Genomic DNA, 17,131 nt, shown 5'->3' with positions numbered 1-17,131 from the left:
TTTTGCGCGCTGATCAACAGATAACTCCTTGAAAGATAGCAAGAGAGTACAGGATGAGTCTGACTGAGTGGCTTTTCAAGTATTAATCCCCTGCCCCAACCTGATAACAGGCATTCAGGGTGAGAGATAACTAACGGCGTTTATTGTTATATGCGCCCTCGTTCCCCTGATGTTTGTAACATCAGTGTCTCCTCCCCTCTCTTCTTCTTAAAAAAGAAAAGGCGCCCATCGGGCGCCTTTGAAGATGAAAGGAGGTGTATTACTCAAATCGCTCCCGGCTATACAGGATGCGATCATTTCCCGCTGAACTGCCAAATACGGCAACCCCATTCAAGGCGTCAGGATCGTCTAGCCAAGGCTGGTGATCCACATTGACGCGATAAGGCACTCGCAGCGCCTGGCCTGGTGCACCAAGATGCAAATGGGTCACCCCGCCATCGACCACACTTGATGCGCCGCCTGGACCGCTCTTACCAACACCGATCTTGATGGATCCTGTGGCCTCCCCTTTTTGGAAGGTCAGAGAAGAGCCCTCAGTGTTCACACTTTGGTTGTCGCCGGTGAAGACCAGATCACTCAATGCCAGTTGAGTGGTATTGTCGCGGGTACTGGTTTTCCAGCCACCTTCATAGAACTCGACCGTTTGCTTGACCGCGAGTGGCTCTCTTACCCCTCCTTGTTCTGTGCCTGCGTTAAGGCGCCCATAGAGCATCTCCTGATCGCCCAGTTGACGGGCAGTGCAATTGGTCACGCACACGCCATTCACCGCAGGATTCATATTTAAATCAAGCAGCTTGGAGCGGGCACCATCACGATCGTCCACCATGATGCCAATGGCCAGCGTCAGCGGATTTTCGGGTTGCGGAGTGCGAGCAAAGCGGGTGTTGAGCTCTTCTTGCTTGGCCTCAAGGGTGCCTTCATGCCAAGGTGCGAGTTCATCTGCCGAAAACGGCATCATGTCGATACGGCTTGAGCGATCGACACCATCACCGGCCACAATGAACGGCTTACCCTTGGCAAACCCATCACGGTAGTTTCGCGTTGCTATGCCGTGTTGATTCTGGGCTTGCACCACAAAGTGGCTGTTAAAGGGCTGCCCCATATAGGTAAAGTCAGCGTTATTGGGGGCCACCACGCCACCGGATCTCAGTGCGAAATGAGCCGGTACAAAGCGCCCGATGGGAGCACTGCGAGCAACCGGTATCGATTGATCGAAGTATTTGGGGGGCGTCGCCGTCAAACGGAAGACCCCGACTTCATCCACCCACTGCTCCAACGTATTGGTGTTTTTCGCATCAGTGCGGACGTGCTGGTATGAATCAAAACGCAGTGTGGCATCGACACCGGATACCGGAGCCACCACCTCGCTACCCAGCGCGATATTTGCCAGCTCGAAGTTGGGGGTAGGCAGGTTACCACTGCAGATATCATCATCCCCCTCTCGCTCCCAGGCGACGGCTCGAAGCGCGATGGAGAAGGATTCTCCTGTCTTGGCCAATACGCTGCAATTGGCATAATCACCATCAGGGCGATGGCAGGCTCCCTTGCTGACTTCCAGGCAGAGCCCCTGCGGCGCGCTGACAAACAGCCCACTCCCCTTCATGACTAACCCGGCTTCTTCCCCCTTTCCTTGGTAGCTGGCCTCAATCTTCATCTTGCCGGCGTCTGCATAACGAACCTTGATGGCTGCTTCCCCGTCGTTACCAAAGAACAAGGATTGAGTGCTCTCTTTTGCCCCAGGCAAGGTCTTGCCATTGAGGGTGATCTTGCTGCCAAACCGGTTATCGGCCGGCTCTACATAGGCACTCCACAGATGGAGCTCCTTGGTTTCATTCTGAAAACCAGGGACGCAACGCAAGTTGGAGTCTGCCTTTACCGCCTTAATGCTACCGGTCAGCTCTTGATTGGCGATGCCATCGGGGATGTCCACAATAAACCCGCTGTCATCAAAGTGCAGGGAGCACGCGTCTTTACTCGGCACGCCATCGCCAACACGACACAGGGTGGCCCCCTTCATCGCAGGTTGTGACTCCTTGACCCCCATGGTGATCATTCCAGGGGTATTGTTACGCAGGCGAGCCGATGCATAACCCTGCTCGAAATTCAGGGTGAGATCGCCAAGGGTACCGTTCCCCAATAACCAGCCGTTGCTGCTCGTGGCATATTGGCGAGTCAAGGTAGCGGTCACCTTGTCGGTGATGAGTGCGCTGCAATCGGCATTGGCACATGCCTTAATGCTGACCTCTTCCGGGTTACAGGTTAACCCTTGCCCGGAGTGGGTTAGCTCAAAGTGATCGACCGTGGCCTTTGGCAGTTCCGGTATACCGGGGCGATAGATGATTTTACTGTCACTCATCTCCACCTTGGCGGCACTGAGCTGGCCGGTAAGCACGGAGCGATTCTCCAGCTTGGCGCTTTGATTAACATAATAAGCGCCCTCAACTGTTGAGCCTTCCAGCAATTCAAATTCGCCAGAGACATAAACACCTAACGTAGCATTTTCACTGAGGATCTTAACATGGCTGTTATTGCCCAGTTTGAATGTACTCTCATTATCGCTCTGCCCACCACCGATATAGATCCACGTCGGGCCATCACCCACGATATTGGCGGTGCTGTTGGGGTTCATCCAAAAATTTTTAAGGTGATAGGTCTTACCAGCCTTAAAGTTGATGACCCCTCCTTCGGCAACACCGACAACACCAAATACATAAGTGTCGTAAGCATCAGAGACATCCATGATACTTCCCCTTCGCACCTCGAAGGAGCCGGCATCCCAACGTTTTTTATCACCGGCATGCACATTGCCATAGTCACTTGAACCACCGATGATAAGTGATGCAGATTCCAGCGTTTTCGTACCATTGTTACTGGTTGTTTTAAAGATGTTCGGCTTTTCCATGGGTTGGCTTATCTGACCGATGGAAATACATTTTCCCGCCGTACCACAGGCGTCATTGGCCATCTCATGCTCTTCGCGGGTATTTTTAAAGCAGAGATCTGATTTATTGTAATTCTCAATAACGGCCCCATTGAGCATACGCAGCGAGCCTCTGTCGTTACCCTGCTCGCCATTATGACTCTGTGCTGGCCCTGGAAATATGCTATTGCAGTTTATCGTTGCGGCATCCACCTGGGCGGCCCATGTCCCGATGACCGCAAATAGTGGTAATAATAATATCCTATTCATTGCTATTTATACTCCTTCAAATGATTCCGCCATCACAGTGCGGCTCACCACAGTCGTAGGCCCTTGCTGGGAGCTATCCCCGCAAATACCACTGGCGGTAAGACGCCATCCCTTAATATCTGTGCCATCGTGGGTCATTGATACAGGGGAGCAGGAGAGCGTGGCACGGCACAACTCCAACCCTGGAATATTCGTAAAGGTAATATCCAATTCACTGCATCCCTTCCCCTCCCACGAGTTATTGGGATAGAGACGATAAAGACCAACTTCAAGGATGCTCTGGGCCGCTAATAAAGCTCGCTGGCTACGTACTTCCACCGTGTGTCTTTCAGCACTCTCGGAGAGCAGGCGCCCCAAGGTACCTGCCAGCAGTCCCATGATGACAATCACGAAAAGCGCGAGCATCAAGGTGCTACCACGTGTCGGTTTAAGGCGCATTCCATACCACCATTTTGTGATCCAAGGTAACGAGCTCATCAGAACTCATCATGTTAAAGCGCAGCCCTACCTCGGCATCGGCGGCAAAAGCGTTCTTTTCCCGATAAAAGAGCCCGTTTTTCAGATTGTTGGCCATCAACTCTCCGGTACTGCTAGAGAGTGAGAGATCATCTGGATTTAACGAGAACTTATCAGGCTGATTCAAAACGCTTTGTGCTCGCCGTAGCTCCGCTCCTTTTAGGCAATAGAGCACCTGACTATGGCTAAAGAAGACCCGGCGCCCGGAGGAATGGGCCGCAAACGGCTTATCGAGCAGCAGGGAGGTGGCCCCGGATACGGTTCCTTCTTCGGTAATAATTTTGGAGACACAGTTGCCGGCGGCACAGTTGCTCCAGAGCGAGGTGTTATCGTCATAGGGAATCGGGTTGACGATGGCCCACCAGTTATCTTGCGGCATCTCGCTTGCTATCGGCTCCACCATGGTCATGCGTAGGGCCGTCGCACCGGAGACTGCTTGGTTAATATCCAGGTAGCGGCCCGCTGAATCATGGGGCCAGAAGCGCAGACATGGGCCTTGTAACGCTGCATTTCCTGCCAAGTCCTCGATGCGCAAAGACCCAGGAACGGCGTCACGCACCTCGCGGTTGAGGCGCTCTAAGGCAAAACGCACGTCACTCATGCGCTGTTCGAGTATGTTGGCATCGGCATAGAGCCGTGAACCAATGCCCACAAACTGGCTGGTGAAAATGGCGAGGATGCCAAATAGCACTATCACCAGGATAAACTCGACCAAGGTAAACCCACGTCGTCCCATCAGTAATTCCCCCGAAACGCCGTAAAGTCGATCTGTGTCCCGCGTGGCGGCAGAATGCTCATATCGATACGCTTACCGATGGAGCACTTTTTTTCCGAGCAGGCGGTAATAAATGACTCGGCACCACCACTGGAGAAATCAACAGAGGTCACGGTGATCAATACCTTGAACTGGCGATACTCCTCGTCTGGCGTGCCATGCAGGCTGCTTTGCAGTAGATCGTTTGCCTCAACCCAGAGTCCTTTGGTGTGGTAATCATCGACATCGTTATAGAGATAGGGACTTGTCTCCCCACCGTCAGGCCCATACAAGTCTGCGTGAGTGCACTTGTCATCGTATGGGTCACCGGTGATCGTTTCCCCGCAGCGATACTTACCATTGCTGTGATCCGAATACTCATCGAAAGAGCGAGAGAGAATTTCCCCATAGAGGCGCTGGGCCAATTGTGCCGCCTGCACCTGACGCACTGGGTCAATCGTATGAGGAGCCAAATTGATCAGCATGCTTAGCACGCCAGTCAATGCGATGGCCATCAGCGACATCCCGACGATCATCTCAATCAGGGTAAAGCCGCGCTTATGATGGTGCATGGATAAACCCCTCCGCTTCGATATAGATGGGCAGCTTCACCCCAGACTGCTCAACCCACAGGGTCAAGCGTTTATTCGCGGGCGTGACCGTGCAACCCGAGCCCATTCCCGCTCGCCCCGTTTTTTTATCAAAGCGCAATTTAAATACACTACTGCTATCGAGAGAAAGCTTGGTGCTTTGTGGCCAATTCCATGTCAAGGGTTCCCCTTGCCGAACGTTATCTATATATATTTCGCTCGTTTGTGTGAGACCAGCAGCACCTACCGAGAGCCAGGTGCAATGTTTTTCCATCTCTAGCCGCGGCTCGTTCATATTTATCAGTTGCACCATCCGTAGCCTGGATACCATGGCGTCACGGGCGGTGCGAATTTCTGCGCCGCCTTTGCCCAGCCATCTTGGCATGGCAGAGGCGGATAGAATCCCGATGATCACCATTACCATCACCAGCTCAATCAGGGTAAATCCATGTTGTTTTTTCATTTTTAAATAAAGGGGAGGAGACCTCCCCTTTTCATCTGTTAGTTACATGAAGTGACAGTAATAACCGGAGCGGCTCGGCTCACAGAGGCTGCATACTCAAGGAAGCATTTATTCGGTTTCTCTGTACCAAAATTGCTAGACCAAATAGCAATTTTATTATTAGCCGGCGCATCAAACACCCAATCAGTGGAAGGCAGATCGGCGACTGCCGACAATGCGGCGGAGGTCGCCGCTGGGTAGCCATCAAGGAGAGCGATAGTTTCACCATCCTCTCCATTTATGGTTCCTGCCGATCCCTTAAGGTCTTGTCCGGAAATAATAGCCTTACTATATGTGATCGCCGCTGCTGATTTCAGCGCACTCTCCAACCCCTTAAGTGACGCATTACGCGCATCATCTTGCATACTCATGAATTTCGGTGCAGCGGTGGCTGCCAAAATACCGATAATAATAATGACAATGATGAGTTCAATCAGCGTAAAGCCCGCTTGTTTTTTCATTTTTTATTTCCTTATAGCTTTATTTTACATGAGTAATAACCTGCCCTGAGGCGGGTCGATAACTAAAACTCACAATGGCATCAATGCTTTCGTGAGGGTCTTGGTATTGGCCAGCCAGTTTGGATAAACCGCCGACCGGGTAGTAGTGACAGGCTGAGTCAAGACCACGTCTCTGCGCTATCACGAAAAATTGAGCGTTATTGCCGGACTGATTGAGCTCAGCCAGGCTCGCGCTGATCAAAGGGGGATGATCCAGCAGGGCATGCCACATCTTCTGGCAGCTATCGGCCGTGATGGCATGGGGCGCGACATTGACCTCTCGCTCACCCGCCACATCAACAAGATTGCCTGCCTGAACCCCCGCTCCCGGCGACTCGGGTGTCGTCAGATAGAGGCGCAGGTTGTCATAGAGCACACTGTTCTTGCCAAACTGGGCGTTGCGACCCTCCAGCTCCCACTTGCTGCGCACCAGCATGAGGGCGGTGGCAAAACTGTTCGCTATCTGGCGCACCTGCGCCTCTTGTGCGGCCTGCTTTGCACTGTTCAAGCGAGGCCCCCCTATGCTGATCAGCACCATGATGATCAGCAGAACGAACAGGAACTCGTGCAGGGTGAAGCCCGCCTGGGACGAGTGTGTTGCCCCCTGCCCCTTCATTTGCCTTTCACCACGCTCATCAGATCCCACATCGGGGTAAAGATCCCCAGTGCCAGGATCAGCACCATGCCCGCGACGATACAGATGAGTACTGGTTCAATACGGGCGGTCAGGCTCTTGAGGTCATAATCCACCTCGCGCTCGTAGTATTCGGCCACCTCCTGCATCAGGTGCTCTATCTGTCCGGTCTCCTCCCCGACGGCGATCATTTGCAGCACCAAGGGAGGGAAGAGCTGACTATGCATGGCGGTGCGCAGCAGACTGTCCCCACTCTCGATGGCGCTGCGCATATCGTGAATGCGCTTGCCCATCCAGGCGTTGTCGACCGCATCGGCCACCAGCGTGATGGCCGTATTGAGGGGAACCCCGGCGCGCAGCATCATGGCAAAACTGCGGGCAAAACGGCCCAGCAGGGTGCGGGTGATGATGGGGCCGACGATCATCAGCCTCAGTTGCCAGCTGTGCCAGGTATACCTCCCCTCCGGGGTACTCACCCAACGCCGCCAGAGGACGATCACCCCCAAGGTTCCTCCCAGCATCCAGTGCCAGTAATTGACAAACAGGTGTGAGGTGGCGAGCAGGAAACGGGTGGTCCATGGCAGCTCGGCCCCGAACTTGGCAAACAGGGAGGCAAAGGTCGGGATGACGAAGATGTTGAGCACTACCATCGCCATCACCAGCGCCATCACCACGAAGATGGGGTAGCGCATGGCGGTCTTGATGCGTTTGCGCGTCTCCAGCTCCAGCTCCAGGTATTCCGCCAGTTGCTTGAAGGCATCTTCCAACTGCCCCGTGTTTTCTCCCACGTGGATGATGGCGATAAACAGGGTATTGAATACCTTGGGGTGGGCCTGCATGGCGCTTGACAACGGCTTGCCGTTGCCAAGGTCATCCCCTATCTGTGCCAACGCCGTCTTGAGCAGTTGGCTGGGGGTCGATTCAGCCAGGCCCGCCATGGCCCGCAAAATGGGGATCCCGGCACGGGTCAGGGCATACATCTGGCGGGAGAACATCACCAGATCCTCAAGGCGAACTTGTCGTTCAAACAGCAGTGACCAATCGGTGGTGCCGGCCGCGTGGCTGGGTTGAATCTGGGTCGGCATGATGCCCCGGCGAATCAGCTGCTCGGTCACCGCCAACTCGTTGATCCCTTCGATGACCCCCTGCTGCTCCAGCCCCTGCGAGGTGCGTCCTTTATAGCGAAAATGTGCCATGGCTTACCCTTGGTCCTCCGCCAGCCTGAGAACTTCATCCAACGAGGTCAGTCCCTGCCGGGCATAATCCAGAGCCACCATCGCCAGTGGCCGATAGAGATCGCTGTGACGGGCGATGCGAGCAAAGCCTTCCGCGTCGTTACGGCGCAAGGCATCCATCATGGGTTGATCCAGCTCCAGTAGCTCATACACCCCGACCCGACCGCGATAGCCGGTAAAGTTACAGCTCTGGCAGCCCCTCCCCTTGTAATAGAGGTATTCCACCGGCAACTCCTTGACTTGGCTGCATAACCAACTGAACTGCATCTCATCTGGTTTGGCACTTTGGCGGCAATGGGGACACAGGCGCCGAATCAAACGCTGGGCCACCACGGCCCGCACCGCACTGGCCACCAGATACCCGGGGGCCCCCATGTCGATGAGGCGCAGGGCGCTGGTGATGGCATCGTTGGTGTGCAGGGTGGTCAGCACCAGGTGGCCGGTCAGGGCGCCACGCAGGCCAATTTCCACGGTTTCGCTGTCACGCATCTCCCCCACCAGCAAGATGTCCGGGTCTTGACGCAGAGTGGTGCGCAGCACACTGGAGAAGGTCAATCCAATCTTGGTGTTCACCTGCACCTGGTTGATGCGTGGCAGGCGATATTCCACCGGATCTTCGACCGTGATGATCTTGTGGGTCGGCAAGTTGAGTTCGGCCAAGGCGCCATACAGGGTGGTGGTCTTGCCGCTCCCCGTGGGGCCGGTAACCAGGATCATGCCGTGCGGCCGATGCAGCTGACGGCGAAAACGCTGCAAGATCTCCTCTGGCATACCGGTTTGATCCAGCGTGATGAAGCCCTGCTCCAACAAGCGCATGACCACCGACTCGCCGTTTTGCACCGGCATGGTCGACATCCGTACGTCGACTTCCTTGCCACGAACCTTGATGTTGAAGCGGCCGTCCTGAGGTAGGCGGCGCTCCGAAATATCCAGCCCCGCCACCAGCTTAAGGCGCAGGACCAAGGCCTGGGCAATGCGCACCTCGTTGAGGATGTTCTCGTGCAGCACCCCATCGATGCGCTGACGGATACGCAGCACCTTCTCATCCGGCTCGATGTGAATGTCCGACGCTCCCATCTGGACCGCATCCTCGAACAAAGAGCGCAGCAACTTGGCGACAGTGGCCTCGTTCTCCTCCTCCTCGTGGCCGAGCTTGATGTTGCCTAACTCAAAGTCATCATCCAGATACTCTTCGTGCAGTTGCTCGGCAAATTGGGCTATTTCATGGGTTTTCCGGTAGAGACGATCAAAGCTTTCGAGCAGCTGCCCCTCCAGGGCGAGGGCCAGCTCGACATGATGGGGAGCCAGCAGGGTGATGACGGTATCGAGCGCCCCCAGATCGGAGGGATCGGACATGGCCACGGTCACCACATCGCCGTCCTGTGCCACCACCAGCGCCCGATAGCGGCGAGCCTGGATCTCTGGCAACAGTTGTACGACCTGATCACTGACCTTCATCGTGTTGAGGTCGATAAAGGGCAGCTCTAACTGGCGCGACAGTACGCTGAGCAGTTGTGCCTCGGTGATAAACCCAAGATCCACCAGCGTGGTGCCCAGTTTTCGGCCACTTTGCCGTTGCTGGAGTGCCAGCTGCAGTTGCTCTTCGCTGATGATCCCATCCTGGATCATCATCTCTCCAATGCGAATTCGTGGCTTGGCTCGTCCCATGATGGCTCCTTACTCTGCCTCAGCCGTGTCGGCCAGCTCGGCAATACGCTGTGTCAGCCAGTCGTTACTGGCTTCGCTCAATCCACCGTGCAGTTGGGCTGTTTGATAGGCATCCCGCGCGGCTTGGCGCTTACCCAGCGCCTCTTCCGCCACACCCAGCCCCATCCACCAGCGCCCCTCGGAGGGCCGGTATTGCAGTAAATCCAGATAGACTTTTCGGGCCCGGATCGGTTGGCCCAGCTCCTGCGCCAGGGCAGCCAGCATGGCGTAGTAATCCATGTTCATGGCCACCATGGGCTCGGTGCCGGAGAGCCACTCCATCGCCCGCACGGGCTGCTGCTTGGCCAGGGACAACCGGGCCAGCATCAGACGAAAATCGGGTTGGCTTGGTTGCAGGCTTACCCCCTCCTCCAGCAGGCGATAGGCCTCCCCCATGCGGCTTTGTCCATAGAACATGGCGGCCAGCTGCTTACGGATCTGGGTGTTCTCCGGTTGTTCGTTGAGCCGCTCGGCCAGCAGCCGTTCGGCTTCTCGGGTATCGCCGCGCGCCAATGCGGCATTGGCCCGTTGCTCGGTCAGATCGCCCCGTTGATGAGCGGAAAGCTCCACCGTTTCAATCGTGAGCTGGGGCTCAGGTTGGCTATCTGCGGAGACCTCCTCGGCCACTCCTTCGAGCATGCTGCTTGCCAGCGCGTCCTCTTCCTGACGCTCGGGCTGTAATGCGGCATCCAGCCTGGCGTAATACTCCTCTGCCGACTCGCCGGCAGGCACTGCGGTACTGAGATCGCTCTCTTCTACTTGATCGCTCTCCTCTACCTGAGCGGAGGGGGCCGGCGCCTTGGTGCGGTTAACCTCGGTGGCGGCCGAGGCACTGACGGCAACGCCCTGATTGCCCTCGGCTGCAATGGTGGGCGCCACGCCAGTAGAGGCGGGGCGGTCAAAGACAGGATCACTACGAAACGCCACCGGCTCATAGTGCGTGCTCTTCTCGTGCCACTGCTGCCACGTGCGCCAGGTAAAAAACAGGGTTCCACTCATCGCAACCATGACGAGCAGCAGCCAGATCCACATCAACTGAGGCACCGGCGGCTGATAGCGCGTGCGATCCCCGGCATTGTGCCGACGGGCTTCCAGCTCTTTGAGCATTTTGTTGATCACACTCACCCGTTTTTCCCCCATATCGAGAACATGGCGTGAACGCTTCCTTGCAACCACTGACGCCAACCCGACGCCAGGCGGGTATCTTCCGTATCTCGAATGGCTTCACTCACAAGGCGAGGCGTGATGAGGCGCTCGCCTCCGCCATACGCCAGCATCATGCTCTTGTGCGCCAAGATGTTGAGCAGCCGCGGCACCCCTCTGGCTGCCCGCCAGAGGTGGTGGTGGGCCAGCTTCGTAAACAGGGGGGCTCCCCGATAGCCGGCGGTGTAAAGGCGATGCTCCACGTAGGCTTGCGCCTCCTCCCTGCACAGGGGCCGCAAGGCGCAGGCAAAGGCGATCCGCTGACGCAGCTGGCGCAGATTGTCCTCTGCCAAACGGCGGTTGAGCTCGGGCTGACCAAACAGCACGACTTGCAGTAACTGGTGCGACTTCGAGTCGAGATTGCCGAGCAGCCGCAGCGCTTCCAGGGTGTAGTCGGGTAGCGCCTGAGCCTCATCCATCACCACCACCACCCGTACCCCAGCCTGTTGTAATTGAATGAGGTGCTGATGGAGCAGGCCGGTGAGATCCTGCTGCCACCCCTCCGGTCTCGGCATATCCAGCGCGCTGGCCAGCGCGCTTTTCAGCTCACAGGGGAGCAAATGGGGGTTGGGTAGCCAGGCATAACGGACCTCTTGATCCCCTAGGTTCCCCTCCTCCATCAGCTTGCGGCACAGCAAGGTTTTTCCTGTGCCGACTTCACCGGTGACCTTGATGAAGCCCTCTCCCTGCCCAATTGCCCAACGCAATACTTGCAGGGCCTCCTCATGAGCTGGCAACCCGAAATAGAAGCCAGGATGAGGGGGAAGTGTGAACGGTGCTTCATGTAAGCCGAGATGGTCGAGATACATGTCTTAGCTCCCTGTCGGGTACCACTTCTCCAGCAGTTCACTGGAACGTTGCAATTCACGCTGCCAGGTGTCTGCCTCCACCACGGTGGGCTTGAGCATGATCACCAGCTCGACTTTCTGATTCTTCATGTTGCGGTTGGTGAAGGCCTCTCCGAACCAGGGGATGTCACCCAGCAGCGGCACCTTGCTGACAATCTCCTGCTGGTTGGTCTTCATCAGCCCGCCAATCACGATGATGTCGCCATTGTTGGCCTGCACGACGGTGTCGGACTCCCGGATGGAGCTGCGAGCCAGCGGCAGTTCGAGTACGCCGCCCGATGTCCCCATGTCGATGCTCTTCTTCTGCTCTTCGGTATCGATCACCGACGGGTGAATGTGCAGCAGTACCCTGCCCTGATCGTCTATCTGCGGGGTCACATCCAGCGCGATGCCGGAGAAGAACGGGGTCAACTCGACGTTGGGGGTCTTATCCGACACGCCCGACGAGCTGGTGGTGATGGTGGTGGAGGCCTTGGTCACGAAGTACTCGTCAGTACCTACCTTGATCACCGCCTTCTGGTTGTTGGTTGCCGTGACTCTGGGGCTGGAGAGGGTGTTCACATCCCCTTGGGTCTTGAGCAGACTGACCGCGACGTTAAAGTTGCCGTCGGAGATCTTAAAGCCGGCCCCTCCTCCAATGGTGTTGAAGACCGAGTTGCTGGTGCCGAACAGTCCCCCGCCCAGCGTCCCGCCGCCGGTCACGCCCTTGCCACCATCCCAGCTGGCCGACAAGCCGCTCCAATCGACCCCTTGCTCGTACCCTTCGTTGAGGGAGACTTCCAGGATCCGCGCCTCCAGCACGACCTGACGCTTCAGGTGCTGCTCGGATTGGGTGAGGAACGCCTGTACCGCTTTGATTTCTGACGGATAAGCGCGAACTGTCACGAGGCCGGCCTGTGGACTGCTGATGACAGAGCGGCCATCACCATTACCAATCAGCGCTTGCAGGGCCAGTTGTAGCTCTCGCCAGAAGTTGGACTCGCTCTCGGTCTCAATCTTGGTGCCGTTGGTACTGGTCTTGCTGTCACCACTCGACGAGCTACTGCTACCGCTGCTATTGCTGGAGTCTTCATCATCGGAGCTGGTCATTCCCCCTGTGGCCACGGCGGTGCGTGACAACCCTTTACGTGAGAGCATCAGGTAGTTGACCGGTATGGTCTCAGTGCGCAGTCCGGCCGGATAAACGTGGTACACGTTGCCTCGGCGTTGAATGTCAAAGCCGTACATGTCGGCCACGGTCTTGAGGGTTTCCGACAGGGTGACGTCTTTAAGCTCGAGGGTAATGAGGCCCGAGACGCCGGGGTGTACCGCCACACTGTAACGGGAGCCCTTAAAGAGGGAGCCGAAGAAATTGGCCGCTTCCACGTCTTGCGCCGCAATTTTCATTAAGCGCTCAGGCACGACCGTTCTGGCAAATTCAGGCTTGGGCATTGCCAGCAGTTCGTTTTGCACTGCAGAGGGCAGTTTCACCGAATTCAAGGAGGCCTGACGCGCCTCTTTCAGGGCTTCCTTTGCTTCCTTGGGCTCGGGATGACGATAGCTGCACCCGACCGTGGTCAGAGCCAGCACAAGTAAGCCACATTGGTGTAATTTCATTGGTGATCCATCCACTTACCATTATTCAAAACCGCCGTCGTGGCAGGCTTATCGAACAATACTGTTGCCAAAAAGCGAGAGAGAGAGACGTTCGTTCTCCCGGCCCAACTCAACCCGGTTAAGACCGATACTGAGCACGCGCCAACCGGCCACTTCCTCTCCATGGCGATATCCCTTGCCATCGAGGACGGCTATCGCAGGGCCACTGCCGAGGATGACGCTTTGCAATCGAGGCTGGCTTGCCACCCTCTCTTGACCATGCTGGAGTTCAGGCATCACCAGCGGCATGGTGGGGTCTTGCAGGGGGGCCAATGCACTCAATACCCCCAGTACGGCCAGCATATTAGCCACGGATAAACTCCTTGCTGCTGCTCAGGGTGTAGACCGTCAGCAACACTGTCGCGCGAGGCCATTGATCCACCCGATAATCAAAGTGGCGCCAATAAAAGTGGCGAGGCAGGTTTTCCAGTGCCCGCAAATAGCGATACACATCGAAATAACCACCCGAGAACTCCATCTGTATTTCATGGCGGTACAGATTCGGTTGCTGCTGCGCAGGCAAAAGCGGTGTGGGGGGAATGCTTTTTATTCCCTCTATATGCAAGTTATGACCCTGAGCAAGCAGGGAGTGCAGGGCTCCTGGCATCTCTTCTGCTGGGATAAGATCTATTGTCTGTGCCTTTAATTGATTGCTCAGCTCCTGCAAACGCTGCGCAAGTAGCGCCAATTGCTCTCTCACATCCTGATCTGGGTCTTTAGCGAGCTTGATACGCAATACATCTATTTCGAGCTGGGCAGCTTGAATATCCCGACCCATCTGTTCGATGCGCAGTTGCTCCCTGTTCCACTGCTCTTGCTGTGGGAAAAGCCAGAAGTCATAAAGCGACCATGAGAGCAATGCTGTCCCAGCCAGTAACATCAATCCACGCTCTCGAGTAGACAAATTACTGACCTTGTCGCTTAAGGTTTTCCACTGTTCACGCCAAGTACTCATCGCTTTTCATTCTTCTCTTGAGGGATTCCGGTGAGACTAAAATGTAAATGCCCTTGTTCATCGCGCACTAACTCCATTTCAGTAAACTGTTTTCCTTGGAGCGCATGGGTCTCTTTAAAACGATCCACCCAAGCCGGTACGTCTTGGCTGCTATGAGCTACACCTGCAAGGTTAATTTCACCTTCAATAACCTGGATGCCATATAAACTTAATTGATTGTTTTTTATTTGAGTTAAATCCATCATTAAGCCAGCATAGCTACCCACTTTCTCTGGAGCGAGTTCATCCAGGCGTTGCAACATCAATTGCCACCCTGCTACTTGAATCTGCTTCTCCTTTAATTCAGCGAGCAAGATGGGGGATGCCTTATGATTTTCTAACTTCTCATTTAAACGAATGATCTCATTTTGAGCTGAGGTCAGGTCATTTTTTAGGGCCAGCGCTTGCTCACTCTGAATGATTAAAAGCCAGTACGAATAGAGCCCAATGGCCGACAGAACCAGGAGCACCGAGCCCCACAGCCACACCATGTGAGTCAGGCTAAAGAGCTGCCGTTTTGGCTGAAATTCACTGGTATAAAGGTTGATTTCTGTTTTCACTCGGCACGCTCCTGCAGCACTGCATAGGCGGGCAGGTAATCAATACCCGTCAAAATGGCAGGATTAGCCATGGCGGATACGGTAAAGCTGAATGCCTGTTCTAAATGACGCACTAAATCACCCAGTACCGGAGAGCTGATCGCAACTTGCATGGCGCCACATTCGGGAAGTTTGAGCTGCCCTTGCAGGTAGGCGAGGGAGCGCTGCACCTCCAGGGCCAGGGTGTCAAGCTCCTCAGGGGAAAGTGCTGACGATGAAAGATGTTTAAAACCGCGCAGAGAGCGGGAGAAGCAGACGCTTCTCTGACGAAAAACCAGCAGTTGCAGATCGCTCCCGGTGGGTTGCCACAACAAGACCCTGGCAACGTCATCGAGCGGAAATAATCTGGCCAGCGCAAATTCTTCCGTGGTGATACGCTCGATGGCCGCATGTGGGCTGATAGCATCAACCAGGCTCTGAATTCGAGCGCGCGGCACCAGCGTCACACTGACCCGATCCTGCCCCTGAGTCGGCACGGGTAAATCGACATAATCCATGACCAATTGATGTATCGGTTCGGTGACAAAGTCTTTGACCGCCCATGCAATGGCACCTGCCATTTCATCTTCTGTCACAACGGGTTTATCTATCTGCACTTGTTGATAAAAACCGGCAGCTAATGTGATGTTAATTTGGCGATGAGCGATAGGATGGCGAAGGAAAAGCTCTGACAAGGCAGCGCCCCACTCCTGAGGTGAAATCGCCGGATGGGAGTGAAAAATAGGTGTTGCATCATCACTGACTAACCGAATGTGAGAGTGATTGAATAACAACCCTACTCGGCCAAGAGTTTTTTTCTTTGAAAAAAATTTAAACATGCTTAACCTTTGCGTCATAAATAAATATATATAAACATGAACACTTATAAACATGCTCACGCCTTTTTATACTTATATTTTTTCTGTCAGTTAGCCAATGATGATGAAATTATTTTTCCGTTACCTGATTACCCATGACCCTCAGCCAGCTTCAAGAGCCGATATGGCATCGGAGGGCTTGCCACGACTGCATGCCCCAATTCAACAAACATACTCTTGAGGTCAAAACGATGATTAAACCGGAAGCAGTATTCAGCAAGATGCCTTGGTAAATGCTTCGCTCCGAGCTTATGACAACTGCCCCGCAGCGAGTTCTTCACATTCCCTATCATCGTGTTTACCCAGTTGAATGCCGGATGATCCAGCAAATCAAGGTTGCCCCCGGTGACAACACCCAGGTGCTCACAATTGGCCTCCTTGACCGCTTTGAAACAGGCCAATCCATCGTATATCACCGCGCTACCACTAGCAAGATGCCGTTTTGCCCAATCAGCAATGACGTTGGTTTTGAAACCATCGACCACCGTCATCCGCATCTTGATTGGATGCCCTTCCTTGTTCAGGTCTACTGCTGCCACAAACGGCGTCTTGCCTGCCGCGCCGCGACCTCGTTTGCCACCACGGCGCTCTCCACCCCAGTAGACATCATCGAGCTGAATGATGCCGCTGATGGGCTGCTTGTCATCGGACTCTTTCATGGCTTGCAGCAGCTTGTGCTTGAGCATCCAGGCGGTGTCATATTTGACGTCCAACTGGCGCTTTAGCTCCATCGCTGACAAGCCAGTTTTGGTCTGTGACAGCAGGTGCATCGCCAGAAACCACTTGGTCAGTGGGAGTTTGGTGTTTGCAAAAATCGTGTTTCCAGTCAATGACATCTGGTGACGGCAGTTATTGCATTGCAGCACGCGTGGCCGACTTTTCAGGCGACAGCAGGTCTTGTTGGCGCACTCAGGACAGATGAAACCGTTCGGAAAACGCCAAGCGAGCAGCGCGTTTTCGCACTGAGCCTCAGTGCCATAGTCCTTGAAAAAATCAAACAGGCTGTAGCCTTTCTGGAATTGGACTTTGCTTTTGGCCATGATCTCGCACCTCAGTAACTGTACGTAAGATCAGTATAGCTCGTGGTGACTGCTAATCATGGGTAATCAGGTTCCGTTATGATTTACGTCCATTTAATGTCCGAGTTGTGAGCTTATTCACTACCTTTCTTATGTGTAGGAAAATACACGCAAACACTTACAACTAAAATAAAAAAGCAATCTCATTAGATTGGTGCGCATTGTAACCAAGTGTTTCATGTAGTTCCATTAAGAACTTTTAAATTAGTGACCTAACATATAAAAACGTGAGCATTATCACATGGATGAACACATAAGATTTTTACATCCATAAAAATCTAAAAAGGT

The 17,131-nt window shown here is 54.6% G+C and carries 17 protein-coding genes; all 17 read right to left on the bottom strand.

Translation table 11 applies throughout. The features are described from left to right. Positions 1-259: 259 nt before the first annotated feature. The 17 genes from BN1134_RS16110 to BN1134_RS16030 all read right to left on the bottom strand — a co-directional run bounded on the left by BN1134_RS16110 (position 260) and on the right by BN1134_RS16030 (position 16,804). Positions 260-3,190: a DUF6701 domain-containing protein gene (locus BN1134_RS16110; protein ID WP_156991836.1), complete on the bottom strand. Its 2,931-nt coding sequence runs from the start codon at positions 3,188-3,190 to the stop codon at positions 260-262. A 6-nt stretch (positions 3,191-3,196) separates the two neighbouring features. Then, entirely contained in the window at positions 3,197-3,628 is a 432-nt protein-coding gene (locus BN1134_RS16105; RefSeq protein ID WP_052449520.1) for a type II secretion system protein, read from the bottom strand. Further along, complete coding sequence (locus BN1134_RS16100; RefSeq protein ID WP_042048463.1) at positions 3,618-4,442, bottom strand: PulJ/GspJ family protein; 825 nt, start codon at positions 4,440-4,442, stop codon at positions 3,618-3,620. The genes BN1134_RS16105 and BN1134_RS16100 overlap by 11 nt, the downstream gene beginning before the upstream one ends. Continuing rightward, positions 4,442-5,032 (bottom strand): type IV pilus modification PilV family protein, encoded by a 591-nt coding sequence (locus BN1134_RS16095; RefSeq protein WP_042048462.1) that lies wholly within the window; start codon positions 5,030-5,032, stop codon positions 4,442-4,444. Before BN1134_RS16095 ends, BN1134_RS16100 begins: the two co-directional genes overlap by 1 nt. Beyond that, on the bottom strand, positions 5,019-5,513 hold the full coding sequence (locus BN1134_RS20325; protein ID WP_042048461.1) for a prepilin-type N-terminal cleavage/methylation domain-containing protein: 495 nt from the start codon (positions 5,511-5,513) through the stop codon (positions 5,019-5,021). The genes BN1134_RS16095 and BN1134_RS20325 overlap by 14 nt, the downstream gene beginning before the upstream one ends. A gap of 38 nt (positions 5,514-5,551) precedes the next feature. Next, on the bottom strand, positions 5,552-6,013 hold the full coding sequence (locus BN1134_RS20320; protein ID WP_042048460.1) for a prepilin-type N-terminal cleavage/methylation domain-containing protein: 462 nt from the start codon (positions 6,011-6,013) through the stop codon (positions 5,552-5,554). 19 nt (positions 6,014-6,032) lie between these two features. After that, positions 6,033-6,668 carry a type II secretion system GspH family protein gene (locus tag BN1134_RS16080; RefSeq protein WP_042048459.1) on the bottom strand — a complete coding sequence of 212 codons (636 nt, stop codon included), beginning with the start codon at positions 6,666-6,668 and terminating at the stop codon, positions 6,033-6,035. Next, complete coding sequence (locus BN1134_RS16075; RefSeq protein ID WP_042048458.1) at positions 6,665-7,882, bottom strand: type II secretion system F family protein; 1,218 nt, start codon at positions 7,880-7,882, stop codon at positions 6,665-6,667. The genes BN1134_RS16080 and BN1134_RS16075 overlap by 4 nt, the downstream gene beginning before the upstream one ends. 3 nt (positions 7,883-7,885) lie before the next feature. Then, positions 7,886-9,589, bottom strand: a complete 1,704-nt coding sequence (locus tag BN1134_RS16070; protein ID WP_042048457.1) for a GspE/PulE family protein — start codon at positions 9,587-9,589, stop codon at positions 7,886-7,888. A gap of 9 nt (positions 9,590-9,598) precedes the next feature. Further along, a complete protein-coding gene (locus BN1134_RS16065; RefSeq protein ID WP_042048472.1) occupies positions 9,599-10,753 on the bottom strand; it encodes a tetratricopeptide repeat protein in 1,155 nt (384 codons plus the stop codon). Next, the gene (locus tag BN1134_RS16060; RefSeq protein WP_042048456.1) at positions 10,750-11,640 is read right to left on the bottom strand and encodes an ExeA family protein; all 891 of its coding nucleotides are present in this window, start codon (positions 11,638-11,640) and stop codon (positions 10,750-10,752) included. The genes BN1134_RS16065 and BN1134_RS16060 overlap by 4 nt, the downstream gene beginning before the upstream one ends. Before the next feature lie 3 nt (positions 11,641-11,643). Continuing rightward, positions 11,644-13,275: a pilus (MSHA type) biogenesis protein MshL gene (gene mshL, locus BN1134_RS16055; RefSeq protein WP_042048455.1), complete on the bottom strand. Its 1,632-nt coding sequence runs from the start codon at positions 13,273-13,275 to the stop codon at positions 11,644-11,646. A gap of 48 nt (positions 13,276-13,323) precedes the next feature. Further along, the gene (locus tag BN1134_RS16050; protein ID WP_042048454.1) at positions 13,324-13,617 is read right to left on the bottom strand and encodes a SctD/MshK family protein; all 294 of its coding nucleotides are present in this window, start codon (positions 13,615-13,617) and stop codon (positions 13,324-13,326) included. Position 13,618: 1 nt separating this feature from the next. Beyond that, complete coding sequence (locus BN1134_RS16045; RefSeq protein WP_042048452.1) at positions 13,619-14,269, bottom strand: hypothetical protein; 651 nt, start codon at positions 14,267-14,269, stop codon at positions 13,619-13,621. Next, complete coding sequence (locus BN1134_RS16040; protein ID WP_042048450.1) at positions 14,266-14,868, bottom strand: PilN domain-containing protein; 603 nt, start codon at positions 14,866-14,868, stop codon at positions 14,266-14,268. Before BN1134_RS16040 ends, BN1134_RS16045 begins: the two co-directional genes overlap by 4 nt. Beyond that, a complete protein-coding gene (locus BN1134_RS16035; RefSeq protein ID WP_042048471.1) occupies positions 14,865-15,725 on the bottom strand; it encodes a hypothetical protein in 861 nt (286 codons plus the stop codon). Before BN1134_RS16035 ends, BN1134_RS16040 begins: the two co-directional genes overlap by 4 nt. A gap of 128 nt (positions 15,726-15,853) precedes the next feature. Further along, positions 15,854-16,804: an IS1595-like element ISAeca5 family transposase gene (locus BN1134_RS16030; protein ID WP_042048448.1), complete on the bottom strand. Its 951-nt coding sequence runs from the start codon at positions 16,802-16,804 to the stop codon at positions 15,854-15,856. Between the last annotated feature and the right edge of the window lie 327 nt (positions 16,805-17,131).

It is taken from the genome of Aeromonas simiae (assembly GCF_000820125.1).
In the GTDB taxonomy this organism is placed as follows: Bacteria; Pseudomonadota; Gammaproteobacteria; order Enterobacterales; family Aeromonadaceae; genus Aeromonas; species Aeromonas simiae.
The sequence above is the reverse complement of the archived record's forward strand: the minus strand, read 5'-3'. Positions and strand labels throughout refer to the sequence as shown.